12 protein-coding genes are annotated in these 16,125 nt (G+C 62.1%); 5 read left to right on the forward strand and 7 right to left on the reverse strand.

Annotated elements, in window-relative coordinates; translation table 11 throughout:
* The first annotated feature begins 51 nt into the window (after positions 1-51).
* The 3 genes from UF78_RS07035 to UF78_RS07045 all read left to right on the forward strand — a co-directional run bounded on the left by UF78_RS07035 (position 52) and on the right by UF78_RS07045 (position 2,663).
* The gene (locus UF78_RS07035; RefSeq protein ID WP_045161370.1) at positions 52-858 is read left to right on the forward strand and encodes an SDR family oxidoreductase; all 807 of its coding nucleotides are present in this window, start codon (positions 52-54) and stop codon (positions 856-858) included.
* Positions 859-968: 110 nt separating this feature from the next.
* On the forward strand, positions 969-2,114 hold the full coding sequence (locus UF78_RS07040; protein WP_045161372.1) for an MFS transporter: 1,146 nt from the start codon (positions 969-971) through the stop codon (positions 2,112-2,114).
* 126 nt (positions 2,115-2,240) lie between these two features.
* Positions 2,241-2,663 (forward strand): hypothetical protein, encoded by a 423-nt coding sequence (locus UF78_RS07045; RefSeq protein WP_045161373.1) that lies wholly within the window; start codon positions 2,241-2,243, stop codon positions 2,661-2,663.
* 3 nt (positions 2,664-2,666) lie between these two features.
* Here the strand turns inward: UF78_RS07045 and UF78_RS07050 are convergent, their stop codons facing one another.
* From UF78_RS07050 to UF78_RS07075, 6 genes are all read right to left on the reverse strand, one after another.
* Entirely contained in the window at positions 2,667-2,897 is a 231-nt protein-coding gene (locus tag UF78_RS07050; RefSeq protein ID WP_045161374.1) for a YheU family protein, read from the reverse strand.
* 9 nt (positions 2,898-2,906) lie between these two features.
* Positions 2,907-5,666, reverse strand: a complete 2,760-nt coding sequence (locus UF78_RS07055; RefSeq protein WP_045161376.1) for a hybrid sensor histidine kinase/response regulator — start codon at positions 5,664-5,666, stop codon at positions 2,907-2,909.
* Between the two features lie 210 nt (positions 5,667-5,876).
* A complete protein-coding gene (locus tag UF78_RS07060) occupies positions 5,877-7,076 on the reverse strand; it encodes an osmoprotectant NAGGN system M42 family peptidase (protein WP_045161378.1) in 1,200 nt (399 codons plus the stop codon).
* Between the two features lie 111 nt (positions 7,077-7,187).
* Positions 7,188-8,930, reverse strand: coding sequence for an N-acetylglutaminylglutamine synthetase (ngg, locus tag UF78_RS07065; RefSeq protein ID WP_045161379.1), 1,743 nt, complete (start codon positions 8,928-8,930; stop codon positions 7,188-7,190).
* An 89-nt stretch (positions 8,931-9,019) separates the two neighbouring features.
* The gene (locus UF78_RS07070; RefSeq protein ID WP_045161380.1) at positions 9,020-10,792 is read right to left on the reverse strand and encodes an N-acetylglutaminylglutamine amidotransferase; all 1,773 of its coding nucleotides are present in this window, start codon (positions 10,790-10,792) and stop codon (positions 9,020-9,022) included.
* Between the two features lie 323 nt (positions 10,793-11,115).
* The gene (locus tag UF78_RS07075) at positions 11,116-11,970 is read right to left on the reverse strand and encodes a LysR substrate-binding domain-containing protein (protein ID WP_045161381.1); all 855 of its coding nucleotides are present in this window, start codon (positions 11,968-11,970) and stop codon (positions 11,116-11,118) included.
* Between the two features lie 93 nt (positions 11,971-12,063).
* Between UF78_RS07075 and UF78_RS07080 the strand changes: the two genes are divergently transcribed.
* A complete protein-coding gene (locus tag UF78_RS07080; protein ID WP_045161382.1) occupies positions 12,064-12,300 on the forward strand; it encodes a DUF1127 domain-containing protein in 237 nt (78 codons plus the stop codon).
* 57 nt (positions 12,301-12,357) lie between these two features.
* On the opposite strand, the gene mnmC is transcribed toward UF78_RS07080, so the two are convergent.
* Complete coding sequence (mnmC, locus tag UF78_RS07085) at positions 12,358-14,331, reverse strand: bifunctional tRNA (5-methylaminomethyl-2-thiouridine)(34)-methyltransferase MnmD/FAD-dependent 5-carboxymethylaminomethyl-2-thiouridine(34) oxidoreductase MnmC (protein WP_045161384.1); 1,974 nt, start codon at positions 14,329-14,331, stop codon at positions 12,358-12,360.
* Positions 14,332-14,509: 178 nt separating this feature from the next.
* On the opposite strand from mnmC, the gene pap reads away from it, so the two are divergent.
* Entirely contained in the window at positions 14,510-15,991 is a 1,482-nt protein-coding gene (gene pap, locus UF78_RS07090; RefSeq protein WP_045161385.1) for a polyphosphate:AMP phosphotransferase, read from the forward strand.
* Positions 15,992-16,125 lie beyond the last annotated feature (134 nt).

Below are 16,125 nucleotides of genomic sequence, written 5' to 3' on the forward strand. Positions count from 1 at the left end.
GCCGGCTTTCGCTAGACTCGTGGCAACTCAACGAACAAAAGGTTACAAACGATGCAAAACCGCATGATGGTCACTGGCGCCGGTTCAGGTCTGGGTCGCGAAATCGCTTTACGCTGGGCTCGCGAGGGCTGGCAATTGGCGCTCTCGGATGTCAACGAGGCCGGTCTGGCTGAAACGCTGAAAATGGTTCGTGAGGCCGGCGGCGACGGTTTCACCCAGCGCTGCGACGTGCGTGACTACAGCCAGCTGACGGCGCTGGCGCAGGCCTGTGAAACCAAGCTCGGCGGCATCGACGTGGTAGTCAACAATGCCGGCGTCGCGTCCGGTGGCTTCTTCGATGAGCTGTCGCTGGAAGACTGGGACTGGCAGATCGCGATCAACCTCATGGGCGTGGTCAAAGGCTGCAAGGCCTTCCTGCCGCTGGTGCAGAAGAGCCGCGGCAAGATCATCAACATCGCCTCCATGGCCGCGCTGATGCAAGCACCGGGCATGAGTAATTACAACGTGGCCAAAGCCGGCGTAGTGGCGCTGTCGGAGAGCCTGCTGGTCGAACTCAGACAGCAGGAAGTCGGCGTTCACGTGGTCTGCCCCTCGTTCTTTCAGACCAACCTGATGGATTCCTATCGTGGTCCGACGCCCAACATGAAGGCGCAAATCAGCAAGTTGCTCGAGGCATCGCCCATCACTGCCGCCGATATCGCCGATTACATCTATCGGCAGGTGGCCGAAGGCGCATTCATGATCCTGCCGCACGAGGAAGGCCGCATGGCCTGGAAGATCAAACAGCAGAACCCGCAGGCCATCTACGACGAGATGGCCGCGCTGGCGGTGAAGAAGCGCAACAAGAGCAAAACCTGACTGTTCGGTCCGTTTTGCTTGCCGTGACCTGGGGTCGGGAGTAGGGTTGCCTGTCCGATCCTAGTCCGACTCGTGGATTCACTGTGAAAAACCCATCTCGCTGGCTGCTCATGCTGGCTCTGGTGCTCGCCGCCATCAATCTTCGTCCCGGTATCACTTCTTTTGCGCCCCTGATCGAACGCATCGCGGCGGAACTTGACCTCAGCCGAAGCCTGATCAGCCTGACCACGGCGTTGCCTGTGCTGCTGATGGGCTTGCTGGCACCGCTGGCACCGCGGCTGGCCGTGCGTTTCGGTCTGGAGCGGACCATAAGCCTGTGCCTGGGCCTTATCGGTGTGGCGCTGGTGCTGCGACTGTGGGGCGAAAGTGCGGCGGTGCTGATCGGCACGGCCGCCATGGTTGGTGCCGGGATCGCGGTCGCAGGGCCGCTGCTGTCGGGCTTCATCAAGCGCTATTTTCTCGATCGCATGGGCAAAACCGCTGCTTTCTATTCGTTGAGCATGGCCGTTGGCGGCACCATCGGTGTGGTGCTGACGGCACCCGCGACGCAATGGTTGGATGAGCGCTGGACCTGGGGGCTTGCGCTCTGGGCAATACCGGCGCTCCTGGCGCTGACGTTCTGGTGGCAATTACCCAATCAGCCGGAGGCCGCTGTAGAGCGGCGCGCCGGGCTACCCTGGGGCGAGCCGCGCGCCTGGCTGGTGAGCATCTACTTCGCCCTTCAGGCCGGGTTGTTCTACGCCTTGGCGACCTGGTTGGTTGCGCGTTACCACGAGGTCGGCTTCAGCCTGTTGCAGAGCAACGCCTTCTTCAGCGGCTTCATGCTGATCGGTCTGCCCAGCGCATTCGCCATGCCCTGGTTGGCCCAGCGCTTCGGTAAACGGCACCTGCTGATGGCTTGCTGCGGAGTGCTGGCTACGGCCTGTCTGCTGGTCATCGCCTGGGTTCCGCAGGTCCAGCCGCTAGGGGTCTGCATGCTGTTGGGCGTGGCCTTGAACGGCACTTTCTCCATGTCGCTGGTGCTGCCGATGTATGAAGCAAGCACACCGCTGGCAGTGAGTCGCCTTACCGCAATGATGCTCTGCACCGGCTATTGCCTGGCGTGCTTCACGCCGGTACTGACCGGTCTGGGTCGTGATATTGCGGGCGACTATCGCGGGCCGTTCCTGGTGCTCGCGAGCATGGCGGCAGTAATGTCGGTGCTCGCCTTGCGTCTGGCTCCGCGGCGTGACCAAACGGCAGCAGCTGCCGCCTGAAGTCATCGAGACGAGGTGTGGCCTGCGTCACCGCCTGGATAACGCGAAGTCGCGAGAGCCGCAGTAGACCCTGGAACGCCAAGCGGATTTGGTTGAACATGTCGGGCTTTCTTCTGGAGTGTCCCTGTGGAGCCGGAATCCATCGTTTACGGCAGCATCCGCGACTGGCCCTCGGCCGATGTCGAGCAATGCCGGCTGCGCCGTACGGTCAATCGCCGTGCACTGAACAGTCTGCCGCAAGGCGAGGGTTGGCCCTTCATCGGCCGTGAGATGTTCTCCTGCTGTGCCGGCGATGGGTTGTATCAGACGCAGGTGATTCATTTCGGCGCCAGCTACCGCGCAGTCGAATACGAATGGGCGCTGTGGGTGCGCAACTTCGAAGCCCTGCTCGACGAGCTCTACTGGACCAGTGCGGTGGTCCATCTGGAAACCGAGCTCAACGGCACGCACACGTTTCGCTGGGAAACCGAAAGCGGTTCGCACAGCCCGCATCAGCGTGATCTGCGCATGCGCTGCGCCTGGGAGCGTGACGGCGGCGTGCTGGGTTGAGGCTCAGTCCAGCAGCCATTCCTTCGGCACGTCGCGCCTGAGCGCCAGCTGACATTGCTGGTGATCCGCATCGAAGACGATTACCGCCGTACCCTTGCTCAACGCCTGACGTACCCGTTCGACACGGGTTTGCAGCGGCGTCTCGTCGCCGTTGTCGGTGCCCTCGCGAGTCACGAAATCCTCGATAAGGCGGGTGAGGGTATCGGGTTCGAGCTGGTCATGGGGAATGAGCATGGAGTCGGCTCAGGTGGGATGGTTGGGTTCGGTAATCGGGGAGCTTAAAAAGCGATCCAGACAAGCATACAGCTGCTCGGTGTCCAATGGCTTGCCGATGAAGTCGTCCATACCGGCCTCGCGGCCCTGCTCGCGATGATCGTCGAGGACATGCGCTGTGAGCGCAATGATTGGCACGGGTGCGAGACCCTGTTCAGCTTCAATGCGGCGAATCTGCCGGCTTGCCTCAAAGCCGTCGAGCTCCGGCATCTCGCAGTCCATCAGGATCAACTGCGCGGCGGAGGGATCATCGCGATAGGCCGTCACGGCACGGCGACCATTCTCTGCGATCATCACTTCGTAGCCACGCTTGCGCAACAGGCTGGTGACCACCATCTGACTGACCGGATTGTCTTCGGCAACGAGAATGCGTGAACGTGATGTCGCCGCGTTGTGGTCTAGCCTGGCCGCATCGACTGGTGTACGGCCCATCGGCTGATAGAGCCGATGTAGCGCATCACGCAGTGGGCCAAGCAAAAGCGGTAGTGGCAGATTGACCAGCCGCAGCGTTGGCGCCAGGACCAATGATTCGGTTTGCGGGGGGCACAGTAGCAGCACGCGCTGATTCGGCTGGAGCTGGTTGCTCAGCGATGCCAGCCAGTCCTGAGGCCTTCCGGGCCACGGCGACATCAGAACCAGCAAGGGTGTCGTGGCGTGATCGTCCAGGTAGCGCGGCAGTCGTTGTGGCTCTTCGCAGCGCACCACCCGCATGCCCCAGCGCATCAGCAGATTACCCATGGCGTCGAGCGCATGGACGTCTTGAGAGGCCATCACCGCAGTACGGCCTTCGAGCAGTGCGGTGAGCGGATCATGGTTGCCGCACGCGTCGTGCAGCGGAATGGAGAAACTGAAGCGGCTGCCCTGGCCCGGTGTGCTCTGGACGTCAATCTGGCCGCCCATCATTTCCACCAGCTCCTTGCTGATCACGAGTCCCAGGCCACTGCCGCCGTAGCGGCGATTGGTACTGGAGTCGCCTTGGGCGAAGGAGACGAACAACTGTGCGAGCACCTCGGCGCGCATGCCGATGCCGCTATCGGTTACCGAGAAGGCCAGCCTCCGGGCATCGGCCGGCCCTTGAGTCGTGACTTCCAGCATGACGCAGCCGCGCTCGGTGAACTTCAGGGCATTGCTCAGCAGGTTCAGCAGCACCTGCTTGAGCCGGGTCGGATCGCCCCGTTGTCGCCGTGGCACGCCCGTCGCGAGGCTCACATGCAGGCGGAGCTCCTTTTCCAGGGCCTGGGCGGTGAACAGACTGATGGTCTCGGAAACCAGTGCTTCGAGGTCATATTCGATATCTTCCAGAACCAGTTTGCCGGCACCGATTCGGGCGTAGTCAAGGATGTCATTGATCACCGACATCAACGAGGCGCTGGAGCTGGAAATGGTGTCGAGATAGAAGCGCTGGTTACGGTCCAGCGAAGTTTCGCGCAGCAACTGAAGCATTCCGAGCACGCCGTTGAGCGGCGTGCGGATCTCATGGCTCATTTTCGCCAGGAAGCGGCTTTTGGCCTGGTTCTCGCTTTCCGCTCGCTCGGCAGCCTGGCGCGAGCGGAAACCTTCCTCCTTGAGCAGGTTGATACGGTCGGCAAGGCCAATGGAAAGCGTGATCAGCTCAAACGCGATACCGACTTTGACGATCGACGAGCCGTACAGACCGAGCAGGTTGAAGCCCAAGGAGCCAGCCGTGACGATGACGAAGGTTATCAACAGCACACCCCACGCCAGGGTGTAGTAGAGGCCGTACCGAACACCACGGCGCCAGACGAACGCACCGGTTAGCAATAGGCCGATGGACGTGCTGATCACCATGACGCTGGCCAGAATGCTCCAGGTTTGCAGATCGAGGACCAATCCGGACAGCAGTGCGCCAAACGACACAAGGAATGCCACCAGCAACGCGAAATCGAGCCGTGGAAAATGCTCGCGAGTGTGTAGAAAGTGGCGACTGAACTGGATCGAGACCAGGCAGTGGCTGAGCATCAGGGCATAAATGCCCAACGCGACAAAGCCGCCGTCATCGTTCAGCCATTTGACCAGCAGGCCATCGAAGCTCAGCGCAAACAGGCCCACGTTGAGGTTGTAGACCAGATACCAGAAATAGGCCGGCTCGCGCAGCGACACAAACAGGAACAGGTTGTAGCAGAACATCGCGAACAGCACGCCGTAGAAGGCGCCAACGAAGCCCATCGACTCTTCGGCCGCCGCCGCATTCGCAGCGTAGCTACTGAAATACAAGGGCACGTACAGCGTGCTGGTGCTTTGTACGCGCAGGAGCAGTGTCGAGTTGCCAGGTTCCAGGTCGATCGGAAACCAGAGATTACTGACTTTGACCGAGCGTTCGCTGAACGGTTGGCTGTCGCCTGACTCCTGTCGGCTTATACGGCCGTCCGGATGGCGCACATACAGTTCGATGTGGTCGAGCAGTGGGTAGTTGATCTCGACGAAACCGCCGATGGCCTTGCTCAGCTGGTTGTCCAGGTCGACGCGAAACCACCATGTGTCGCTGTTCTTGCCCTTATTGACGTGCTTGTCGGTAACCGGCTCGAACGTCTTCTCCGGCAGGTCGAACACCTCGGTTACGCCCAGTTCGGCGGCGGGGTCGCGCAGAAAATAGGTCCAGCTGCCCAGGGATTGACGGAAATCCTCCGAGTCCACCGGGACGGGAGCAAATGCCCAGCTCTGAACAGACAGGCAAAGGAGGAAGAAGGCCAGGCAAAGACGCGGCAACATGTTGAGACCCGGAATCGTGCAAAAGTCGCAGGCGGATCAGGCGCGGTAGCCAGATCACGCGACTGCGCGCAGTTTTCAGTAACGCGAATGGCAAGCCAGGTTCGCCTGAGGCAATCCATATATTTCAGACACTTGCGACTTTGCCCGGATCGAAGCCGCCTCGCAATCGGCAATTGCCTCAACTTGGCGGCGCATCATGAAACACGAAGCTCAATCGGACGAATCGTCAGATCGCTTGTCGAAGATCGAATCGACTGGTGGCACGCGGGTGTCGTTCTCCATCTGAGCGTCGTGCTCGAGCTGATGACTGAAGTTTTCCAGGGAATCCTGGCCCGTGTGTGCGTCGCTGGCGAAGACTGGCGGACTGAGCAGGTAGCTGCAGACCAGGCGGCTCATCGCGGCAAGGCTGTCGATATGGGTGCGCTCATAGCCATGGGTTGCGTCGCAACCGAACGCGACCAGGGCGGTGCGGATATCGTGCCCGGCGGCGATCGCCGACTGGGCATCGCTGTGGTAGTAGCGGAACAGGTCGCGGCGCACCGGGATGTCGTGGCCTTCGGCCAACTTGATCAGGTGTCGCGACAGATGGAAATCGTATGGGCCGCCGGAATCCTGCATGGCAACCGTGACGGCGTGTTCACTGGATTCCTGGCCTTTGGCGGTCGGCGCGATATCGATGCCGACGAACTCGCTCACATCCCATGGCAGCGCGCCCGCTGCACCGGAGCCGGTTTCTTCGGTGATGGTGAACAACGGGTGGCAGTCGATCGGCAGCTCCTGGCCGCTCTCGACCACGGCCTTCAGGGCCGCCAGCAGCGCAGCCACGCCAGCCTTGTCGTCCAGGTGACGGGCGCTGATGTAGCCGCTGTCGGTGAACTCCGGCATCGGATCGAACGCGACGAAGTCGCCGACGTGGACACCCAGCGCAACGGTGTCGGCACGGCAGGTAGTAAGGGCATCCAGGCGTAGCTCGACATGGTCCCAGCTGATCGGCATTTCATCGATTGCGGTATTGAACGCGTGCCCAGAGGCGAGCAACGGCAGCACGCTGCCGCGAATCACTCCGGTGTCGGTGAACACGCTGACGCGGCTGCCTTCGGCAAAACGGCTGGACCAGCAGCCGACCGGCGACAGCCCCAGTCGGCCGGTTTCGTGGATTTCACGAACGCTGGCGCCGATGGTATCCAGGTGCGCGGCGATCGCTCGATCGGGGCTGTCCCGACGGCCTTTCAGCGTTGCGCGGATCGTGCCGCGGCGGGTTAGCTCGAAGGGGATACCCAATTCCTTCAAGCGTTCGGCAACGTAACGCACGATGGTGTCGGTGAAGCCGGTAGGGCTGGGGATCGCCAGCGTTTCCAACAACACGCGTTGCAGGTAATTGAGATCGGGTTCGGGAAGCTTTGCAGTCATGATCGATCCTTGTGGGGCAATGGATGGATGCCGCCATGCGGTTGAATGAATGCGAGTGAGGCCTGTCACGAAGGAGGCGGCGATGGCCGCCAAGTCCTTACTGCCTTCTGTCTAGAGGGTGTTGTGGCTTAGCGGAAACAGCAAATCGATGAATCGCTCCGCGGTTGGCTGAGGGTGATGGTTGGCCAGACCGACACGCTCGTTGGCCTCGATGAATACATAGTCCGGTTGATCCGCAGCGGGCACCAGCAGGTCCAGCCCGACCACTGGGATGTCCAACGCCCGCGCCGCGCGAACGGCGGCGTCGATCAGTTCGGGGTGCAACTGGTCAGTGACGTCCTCGAGGATGCCACCGGTATGCAGGTTCGCCGTGCGACGCACCACGAGATGCTGCCCGCGCGGCAGGACGCTTTCGTAGTCGAAACCGGCATCTTCGATGCAACGCTGGGTTTCCTTGTCGAGCGGGATGCGGCTTTCGCCACTGGTGGCGGCCTGGCGGCGGCGGCTCTGGGCTTCGATCAGCTCACGGATGCTATGGCTGCCGTCGCCCACCACTTCGGCGGGGCGGCGGATGGCGGCCGCGACCACTTCGTAGCCGATAACCACGATGCGCAGATCGAGCCCCGCGTGGTAGCTCTCGATCAGCACCCGTTGATCGAACTGTCGTGCCTGGGTAATCGCGTCCTCCAGATCCTCGACGTTGCGCAGGTCCACCGATACGCCGTGGCCCTGTTCGCCGTCGACCGGCTTGACCACCACGCTGCCGTGCTCCTCGAGAAACGCCGCGTTGCTTTCTGCCGACCCCGCCAGCTGCTGGGCCGGAAGCTTGAGCCCAGCCCTTGCCAGGGTACGGTGGGTGAGGCATTTGTCCTGGCACAGCGTCATGCTGACGGCAGAGGTCAGGTCAGACAGCGACTCGCGACAGCGCACCTTTCGCCCCCCCTGGGTGAGGGTGAACAGGCCGGCCTCGGCGTCATCGACACTGATCTCGATGCCACGCCGGCGTGCCTCGTCGACGATGATTCTGGCGTAGGGGTTCAGCTCCGCTTCCGGGCCGGGACCTAGAAACAAGGACTGGTTGAAGGTGTTCTTGCGCTTGACGGTGAAGGTTTGCAGGTCACGGAAGCCGAGCTTGGCGTACAGCGCCTTGGCCTGCTTGTTGTCGTGCAACACCGACAGGTCCAGATATGCCAATCCCCGTCCCTTGTAGTGCTCGATCAGATGGCGAACCAGCGCCTCGCCCACGCCTGGGCGGGTACAACTGGGTGCGACCGCCAGGCACCAGAGACTGGAGCCATTCTCGGGATCGTTGAACGCCTTGTGGTGGTTGATGCCCATGACGCTGCCGATGACTTGCCCGGAGTCGTCGTCCTCGGCCAGCCAGTACACCGGACCGCCCTGTTCACGCGGTGTGCACAGCTCAGGGTTGACCGGCAGCATGCCGCGCGACTGGTACAGGCAGTTGATCGCGTTCCAGTCCGCTTCGCTCTGCGCGCGGCGGATCGCGAAACCACGGAAACTGCGGCGGGCGGGGCGGTAGTCGGTGAACCAGATACGCGAGGTGTCGGACGGGTCGAGAAACAGCTGCTGCGGCGCGTGGGCCAGCACCTGGTGCGGTGCCGCCACATACAGTGCGATGTCGCGTTCGCCGGCCTGCTCATGAAGCAGGTCGGCGGCCAGGTCCGCTGGGTCCGAATAGGTGTTGCCGATCAGGATCCGCCCCCAACCACAGTGCAGCGTGACGGGCGCCTGTGGCTCTTCCTGGCCGTCCTCGGCGAGGCGTTGCTGCAAGCGCTCATAGGTCGGCGTCTGGCCGCGTAACAGCCGCTGTCCGTAGGCTTGAGACTTCTGCATGGTGCTTTCCTTGAAGCTGCCGTGACGTCGCGCAACGCAGGCGAAACAATAAAAACCTGCACAGGACGCGCGCCGTCACGATTGGGAATTTATAAGCCTTGCTCGGTCAACCATAGGTTGACTGCCGCCAGTTGCCACAGTTTCGATCCGCGTAGCGGAGTCAACTGACCCTCGGGATCGCTGAACAGCTTTTCGAGCATCGCCGGGTTGTACAGGCCGCGATCCTGGCTCGGATCGGTCAGCAGCTCGCGCACCCAGTTCAGGGTTTCGCCCTGCAGATGCTTGAGCCCGGGCACCGGGAAATAGCCCTTCGGTCGATCGATTACGGCGGCTGGGATGACCTTGCGTGCCGCCTCCTTGAGCACATATTTGCCGCCGTCGGGCAGCTTGTACTTGGCAGGAATGCGCGCCGACAGCTCGGCGACGTTGTGATCGAGGAACGGCACCCGCGCCTCCAGGCCCCAGGCCATGGTCATGTTGTCGACGCGCTTGACCGGATCGTCCACCAGCATCACGGTGCTGTCGATCCGCAGGGCTTTGTCGACCGCGGCGTCGGCGCCCGGTTGTGCAAAGTGTTGGCGCACGAAATCGCCGGAGAAGTCGCCCTTGACCCATTTTTCCTGCATGGTCTCGGCGTATTCCTCGTAACTGCGATCGCGAAACGCTTCCAGATAGGCGGCGACCGGGTCCTGCGCGCCGTCGACCTGCGGATACCAGTGATAACCAGCGAACAGCTCATCGGCACCCTGGCCGCTCTGCACCACCTTGCAATGCTTGGAGACCTCACGCGACAGTAAGTAGAAGGCGATGCAATCGTGGCTGACCATGGGCTCGCTCATCGCCTGGAAGGCGGCAGGCAGGCGTTCGAGAATCTCTTTCTCCTGGATGCGCAGTTGATGATGGCGCGTCTGGTAATGCTCGGCGATCAGATCGGAATATTTGAATTCGTCGCCGCGCTCGCCGCCGGCATCCTCGAAGCCGATGGAGAATGTCAGCAGATTGTCCGCCGCGCCCGCCTCACGCAGCAGGCCGACCAGCAGGCTGGAGTCGACGCCACCGGACAGCAGCACACCGACGTCGACGGCGGCCCGCTGGCGAAGCGCCACGGACTGGCGCAATGTCGTCAGCGTCCGCTCCTGCCAGTCCTCGAAACTGTATTGCTGTTCCTCCTCCGTCGCGCCGAACTGCAACTGCCACCAGCGATGCTGGCTGGTTTTGCCAGTGGCATCGACGCGCATGAAGGTGCCCGGAGGCAGCTTCTCGATGCCGGCGATCAGCGTGTCCGGCGCCGGCACCACCGCGTGAAAACTCATGTAGTGGTTGAGCGCCACCGGATTCAGCACACCGGCGATATCGCCGCCTTTGAGCAATGCCGGCAAGGCGGAGGCGAAACGCAGGCGGTCGCCGGTTTTCGACAAATAGAGCGGCTTGATGCCCAGGCGGTCGCGGGCGATGAAGAGTTCTTGCTTGTCGCGTTGCCAGATGGCGAAGGCGAACATGCCATTGAGCCGCGGCAGCAGAGCGTCCCCCCAGGCATGGAAGCCCTTGAGCAGCACCTCGGTATCGCCTTCGGAAAAGAAGCTGTAACCCAGCGCCTCGAGCTCGGCGCGCAATTCGGGGTAGTTGTAGATGGCGCCGTTGAAGACCATCGAAAGGCCCAGCGCCGAATCGATCATTGGTTGGCCAGACGCCTCGCACAGATCCATGATTTTCAGACGGCGATGGCCGAGCGCCAGAGGGCCCTGGCTGTTGAAACCGCACGCGTCGGGTCCACGTGACGTCAGGTGATGGGTGATACGTTCAACCGCGGCCAGATCGGCCGGTTGATTGTCGAAGCGAAGTTCGCCAGCTATGCCGCACATAAGGTCCTTACCGGTTTTGCCGTTGGGGAGTGTGACTGACGCACGGAACCTGAAGTTCAGGTTTTCAGACCAGCGCGTACCGCTCTGGATCGCTGTCTGCAGCACAACAGGTGCGCTGCAGACGCCGCCTGAATCGAGTTCTGTCCGGTCAGTTTGGCTTTACACCAAAACAAACAAATGCGGTGAGGTCAAACCCCGAAGCTTGCGCAAACCGCGGCTTAGGAGAGAAAAACATGCCGTGATGACAATCGATCAGGCCGAGACAGCGATGCCCGTTGCTCGCGATCCAGGCCCGTTTGCGCTTCGATGTCGCGGCGGTGCGACTAGAGACGGAAACCTTCAACGATATGCTCGGCCAATGTTTCACTGACCTGCGACTGGCTACGATCGTTGCGCAGCAGCACCGTGCTGCTGATCGGCAGTTCCGGAAACCCTTCGGCCGGGCCCAGCAGGCGCATATCCGGAGTCAGCAGGCTCTGCATCTGCGCGGTGACGGCCAGGCCTGCGCCGACCACGGCCATCAATGCCGATAGGCTCGGGCTGGTGTAGGCGATTCGGAACGGAATACGCAGGCTGTCCAGCGCATTGCAGGCCCAGGCGCGGCAGAAACACTCGCTATTGAACACCGCCAGCGGAATCGGCCGTTGCTCGTGGGCGTTGAAGCCGGCCGCCTCGGCCCAGACCACCCGTTCGCGCCGCAGCAACTGACCGATCTCGGACCCTGGCTCGCGGGTGACGATGGTCAGATCCAGATCGCTGCGTTGCAGCAACTGGAACGACGGTTCGCAATGCACCTCCACTTGGACCAGCGGATAGGCCTGCGCGAAGCGCGAAAGGATGCCGGGCAGAAAACGCATCACGTAGTCGTCCGGGGTGCCGATGCGCACCGACCCAACCATATGCGGCTCACGAAAAGTGGTCAGTACTTCGCCGTGCAGCTTGAGTATCTGCCGGGCGTAACCGAGCAGAACCTGGCCCTCGGCAGTCAACCGAACCTGTCGACCATCGCGCTCGAAAAGCGCGCGTTGCAGGACATCCTCTTCGAGCCGTTTCATCTGCATGCTGATGGCCGACTGGGTGCGATTGACAGCGTCGGCCGCGCGGGTGAACCCCCCGTGATCAGCGATGGCGACGAAGCTGCGCAACAGCTCGGCGTCGATACTGGGATAGTTGGCCATTCATCAATCTCCGAGATGGATGTCATCATCAACATTCGTTGGATTGATCATAACGCTGGCTGGACACTGATGCCATCCACCAGGAGGTACATCATGAAAAGCCATGTCGAGTTCGATAAAACCGCTCATCTATCTGCCAGCCGCAGCGTATCGCTTACCGCGCTGCTGCGTGCGGTCTGGCAGCGAGTAAGCCGCTGGCATGCGCTGTATCGGCAGCGGCAGCAACTCGCCGCGCTCAGCGACGATATGCTCAAGGACATCGGGCTGAGCCGTGCCGACATCGAAACGGAAGCGAACCGTCCGTTCTGGGACGAACCCTATCAGCGGTGATGCAGCTGATCCCTCGACTTTGATCGCACGCTCGAGCGCGCGCCCGCTCAGGCCTGTTCACTCCGTCCGGCGGATGAGTTTGCGCAGCAGAAATCGGTTCGGATGGCAGGCCTCGGCGATGGCGCGTGGCACGGGCAGTGGTTCGCCATCGAGCCAGGCGGCCAGCAGTTCGCCGGCCAGCGGCGTGGTGATCACGCCGCGGGAGCCATGGGCGGTGTTGACGTAAAGGCCGTCCAGCCAAGGACAAGGCGTGTCGGGCACCTGGCGAGCATCCTTGCCCAGTACCGCGTAGGCATCGGCGAATGGTGCGGGATCGGCCAAAGGGCCGACGATCGGCAGATAGTCCGGGCTGGTGCAGCGGAAGGCTACGCGGCCGTGCAACTGATCGATCGGCCTGGCACCGGCCTGCAGGCGCTGACACAGATCGGCTGAAATTTCCTCGAGCATCTCCAGATTGGCGCGATGTTCCGCTTCGCTTGGCGCGGGATCGCTGTCGGCGAAATTGAAGCTCGCGCCCAGGGTGTGCATGCCGTTGCGCGGCGGGGCGACATAGCCCTTGGCGCAGAGCACAGTTTGCAATTCAGCGCTTTGCTCGGTCGCCGGCAGTCCGGTGATCTGACCGCGGATGCGCTTGAGCGGTAGCCAGGCGCTCTGGCTGAAGCGCGCCACGTCAGCTGCGCCGGCCAGCACCACCACCGGCGCTTCGGCCAGTATCTGTTCGCCATCCAATGCCTGCCAGCAATCCTCTGCGCGGCGTAGTTCGACGGGGTGTCGATGCCGCAGCAGTTCGATGGCGGGTTGATCGAGCATCCACCGGCACAATGCCGGCGGGTGCGCCCAGCCAGCTTCGGGGTAGAACAGGCCGCCATGATCCAGTGCCACTCCGGCCAGCCGCTCGGCTTCCGAGCGCTCGACGGCGTGCAGCAGGCTGGGCGAAAAGGCGTCGGAGAGTGCGATTTGTCGCGCGGCTTCCTTGTCGTCGAAAGCGATCTGCAATACGCCACAGGCGTCCCAATCCTGCCCTCGTTGCAGGTTGCGTAATAGCCGGCGTGTATAGCCGAAACCGCTGACCACCAATTGCGAAAGCGCCGTGCCGTGAGCCGATAGCTTGAGATAGAGCACCCCCTGAGGATTGCCAGAACCCTCCTGGGCGATATCGCCGTGTCGCTCCAGCACCGTGACCTGCCAACCCCGGGCCGCCAGACTGGCGGCGCTCGCGCAGCCAGCCAGTCCGGCACCGATGACCAGAGCCCTGCGTTGTGCCGGTTTGTACGAGGGGCGCGCGAACCAGGGCTTGTCCGATTCTTGCGATACCGCGATGACGTGGCCTTGCAGGCTTTCCCATTTTTGGCCGAAACCGGGGATTCGCTCGATCTCGAAGCCGGCATCCTTCAACGCCCGACGCACGCTACCGGCGCTGGTGAAGGTCGCTAAGGTCGCGCCCGGGGCCGACAGCCGCGCCAGTTGGGTAAATAGCGGGGGTTGCCACATGTCCGGGTTTTTGGCCGGGGCGAAGCCATCGAGAAACCAGGCGTCGATCTGCGCATCCAACGCGCTCAGGCACTCGAGTGCATCGCCCACCAGCAAGGTCAGCACCACCCGGCCGAAGCGAAACTGCTGAAAGCCCGGGTTGATCGCCACGTACTGATCCAGTAGTTGCCGCGCCTGCGTCTGCAGCTCGGGCCACAGGCCCAGGGCGCGCTGAAGGTCGTCGGGTGCGAGAGGGTGCTTTTCGGCGCTGACGAAATGCAGCTTGGTTCCCGCTGGCGCGGTACGCTCGAACAGCGCCCAGGCACAGAGAAAATTCAGTCCTGTGCCAAAACCTGTTTCGCCGATGACGAATCCTTCCCCGGCCTGCAGCGCGGCGAAACGCTCGGCAAGTCGGTTTGGCTGCAGGAATACATGGGTGGTTTCTGCCATGCCGGAGGTGCGTGAAAAGTACACATCGCCATACAGGCGCGATTGCGGCTGGCCGTTCTCATCCCAATCGAGCTCGGCGGGCTGGAAGCCGGGAGTGTCAGGGGCGGGCATCAGGCGGTTCCTAGGAAGGATGCGAAAGGCGCGATTCTAGCAGTGGCGGGAAACCCATTGCGGGTACGCTTTGTCGCATCGATATACGATGCTTTATTGGATGACGGGCTGTAAGTCGCTTGGCTGCGTCTTCCGAACGGAGCCCTTCGGGGTTGCTGCAGTCATTTTGGAGAACACGATGTTCGAGTCCGCGGAAATCGGCCACACCATCGACAAGGCGACCTATAACGCGGAAGTGCCCGCCCTGCGCGAAGCATTGCTCGAAGCCCAATATCGGCTGCGGGAGCAGGCGCGCTTTCCAGTGCTGATCCTGATCAACGGCATCGAAGGGGCGGGCAAGGGTGAGACGATCAAGCTGCTCAATGAATGGATGGACCCGCGCTTGATCCGCGTCGACAGCTTCGACGTGCCGACCGATGAAGAACTCTCGCATCCGCCAGCTTGGCGTTATTGGCGCCGTTTGCCGCCGAAGGGACAAACCGGCATTTTCTTCGGTAACTGGTATAGCAAGATGATCGAGGATCGGGTTCACGGTCGGATCAAGAAGCCCGATCTCGAACTGGCGATCGACCGGGCCCAGCGTTTTGAACGCATGCTCTGCAAAGAGGGCATGCTGATCTTCAAGTTCTGGTTTCACCTGTCCAAGGACCGCATGCGTCAGCGCCTCGACTCGCTCAAGGACGACCCCTTGCATAGCTGGCGAATCAGCCCGTTGGATTGGCAACAATCGAAGACCTACGACCGGTTCGTCAAATACGGTGAGCTGATCCTGCGCCGTAGCAGTCGGGACTTTGCACCCTGGTACGTCATCGAGGGCAGCGACGAGCGTTATCGTAGCCTGACCGCTGGGCGGTTGCTGCTCGAAGGCCTCAATGCCGCGCTGGATGCGGCCGCTCAGCAGCCCGTGCAGCCACACACCGCGCCGGTCGAGTTGAACATCGATCGGTTGGGCCTGCTCCGTAGTCTCGATCTCGATCAGAAGCTCGACAAGGAGGCGTACAAGGAACAGCTGGTAGAAGAACAGGCACGCCTTTCCCGGCTGCTACGCGATCATCGCCTGCGCAAGCGCGGCGTGCTGGCACTGTTCGAGGGCCACGATGCTGCGGGCAAGGGCAGCGCCATCCGGCGTGTCACCGGCGCGTTGGATCCGCGCCTGTATCGCACGGTGCAGATCGCGGCGCCCAGCGAGGATGAGCGTGCCCAGCCGTGGTTGTGGCGATTCTGGCGTAACGTGCCGGCGCGCGGGCAATTCACCATCTTCGACCGGTCCTGGTACGGCAGGGTATTGGTCGAGCGGGTCGAAGGCTTTTGCTCGCCGGACGAATGGTTGCGTGCCTACAGCGAAATCAACGATTTCGAAGAGCAACTGGTGGAGGCTGGCGTGGTGGTGGTGAAGTTCTGGCTGTCGATCGACAAGGAGACGCAGCTGGAGCGTTTCAAGGCGCGCGAGAAGACCCCGCACAAACGCTTCAAGATCACCGAGGAGGACTGGCGCAATCGGGACAAATGGGACGACTACGGTCATGCGGTGGCGGACATGGTCGACCGCACCAGTACCGAAATCGCGCCTTGGACCCTGGTGGAGGCCAACGACAAGCGCTTCGCCCGGGTCAAGGTATTGCGCACCCTCAATGACGCGCTGGACGCCGCGATCCGCTGAGCGGGCGGCGAGCGGGGCGCACGATGGTCGACCATATCCCCGCTGAATGGTCGTCGCCTTCGGCAAATGGCTGGAACTATGCTCGGGCCATCGTCAACAGGCCGGCCGCCGTCGTCGCGGTCCGCCCAACCATT

The sequence above is a fragment of the Stutzerimonas stutzeri genome (assembly GCF_000952685.1).
GTDB lineage: Bacteria > Pseudomonadota > Gammaproteobacteria > Pseudomonadales > Pseudomonadaceae > Stutzerimonas > Stutzerimonas stutzeri_E.

Excerpts from the sequence above, each read along its gene's own strand:
- UF78_RS07035 (WP_045161370.1), top strand. The coding sequence starts at position 52 with ATGCAAAACCGCATGATGGTCACTGGCGCCGGTTCAGGTCTGGGTCGC.
- UF78_RS07040 (WP_045161372.1), top strand. The coding sequence starts at position 969 with ATGCTGGCTCTGGTGCTCGCCGCCATCAATCTTCGTCCCGGTATCACT.
- UF78_RS07050 (WP_045161374.1), bottom strand. The coding sequence starts at position 2,897 with ATGCTCATTCCCCATGACCAGCTCGAACCCGATACCCTCACCCGCCTT.
- UF78_RS07055 (WP_045161376.1), bottom strand. The coding sequence starts at position 5,666 with ATGTTGCCGCGTCTTTGCCTGGCCTTCTTCCTCCTTTGCCTGTCTGTT.
- UF78_RS07060 (WP_045161378.1), bottom strand. The coding sequence starts at position 7,076 with ATGACTGCAAAGCTTCCCGAACCCGATCTCAATTACCTGCAACGCGTG.
- ngg (WP_045161379.1), bottom strand. The coding sequence starts at position 8,930 with ATGCAGAAGTCTCAAGCCTACGGACAGCGGCTGTTACGCGGCCAGACG.
- UF78_RS07070 (WP_045161380.1), bottom strand. The coding sequence starts at position 10,792 with ATGTGCGGCATAGCTGGCGAACTTCGCTTCGACAATCAACCGGCCGAT.
- UF78_RS07075 (WP_045161381.1), bottom strand. The coding sequence starts at position 11,970 with ATGGCCAACTATCCCAGTATCGACGCCGAGCTGTTGCGCAGCTTCGTC.
- UF78_RS07080 (WP_045161382.1), top strand. The coding sequence starts at position 12,064 with ATGAAAAGCCATGTCGAGTTCGATAAAACCGCTCATCTATCTGCCAGC.
- mnmC (WP_045161384.1), bottom strand. The coding sequence starts at position 14,331 with ATGCCCGCCCCTGACACTCCCGGCTTCCAGCCCGCCGAGCTCGATTGG.
- pap (WP_045161385.1), top strand. The coding sequence starts at position 14,510 with ATGTTCGAGTCCGCGGAAATCGGCCACACCATCGACAAGGCGACCTAT.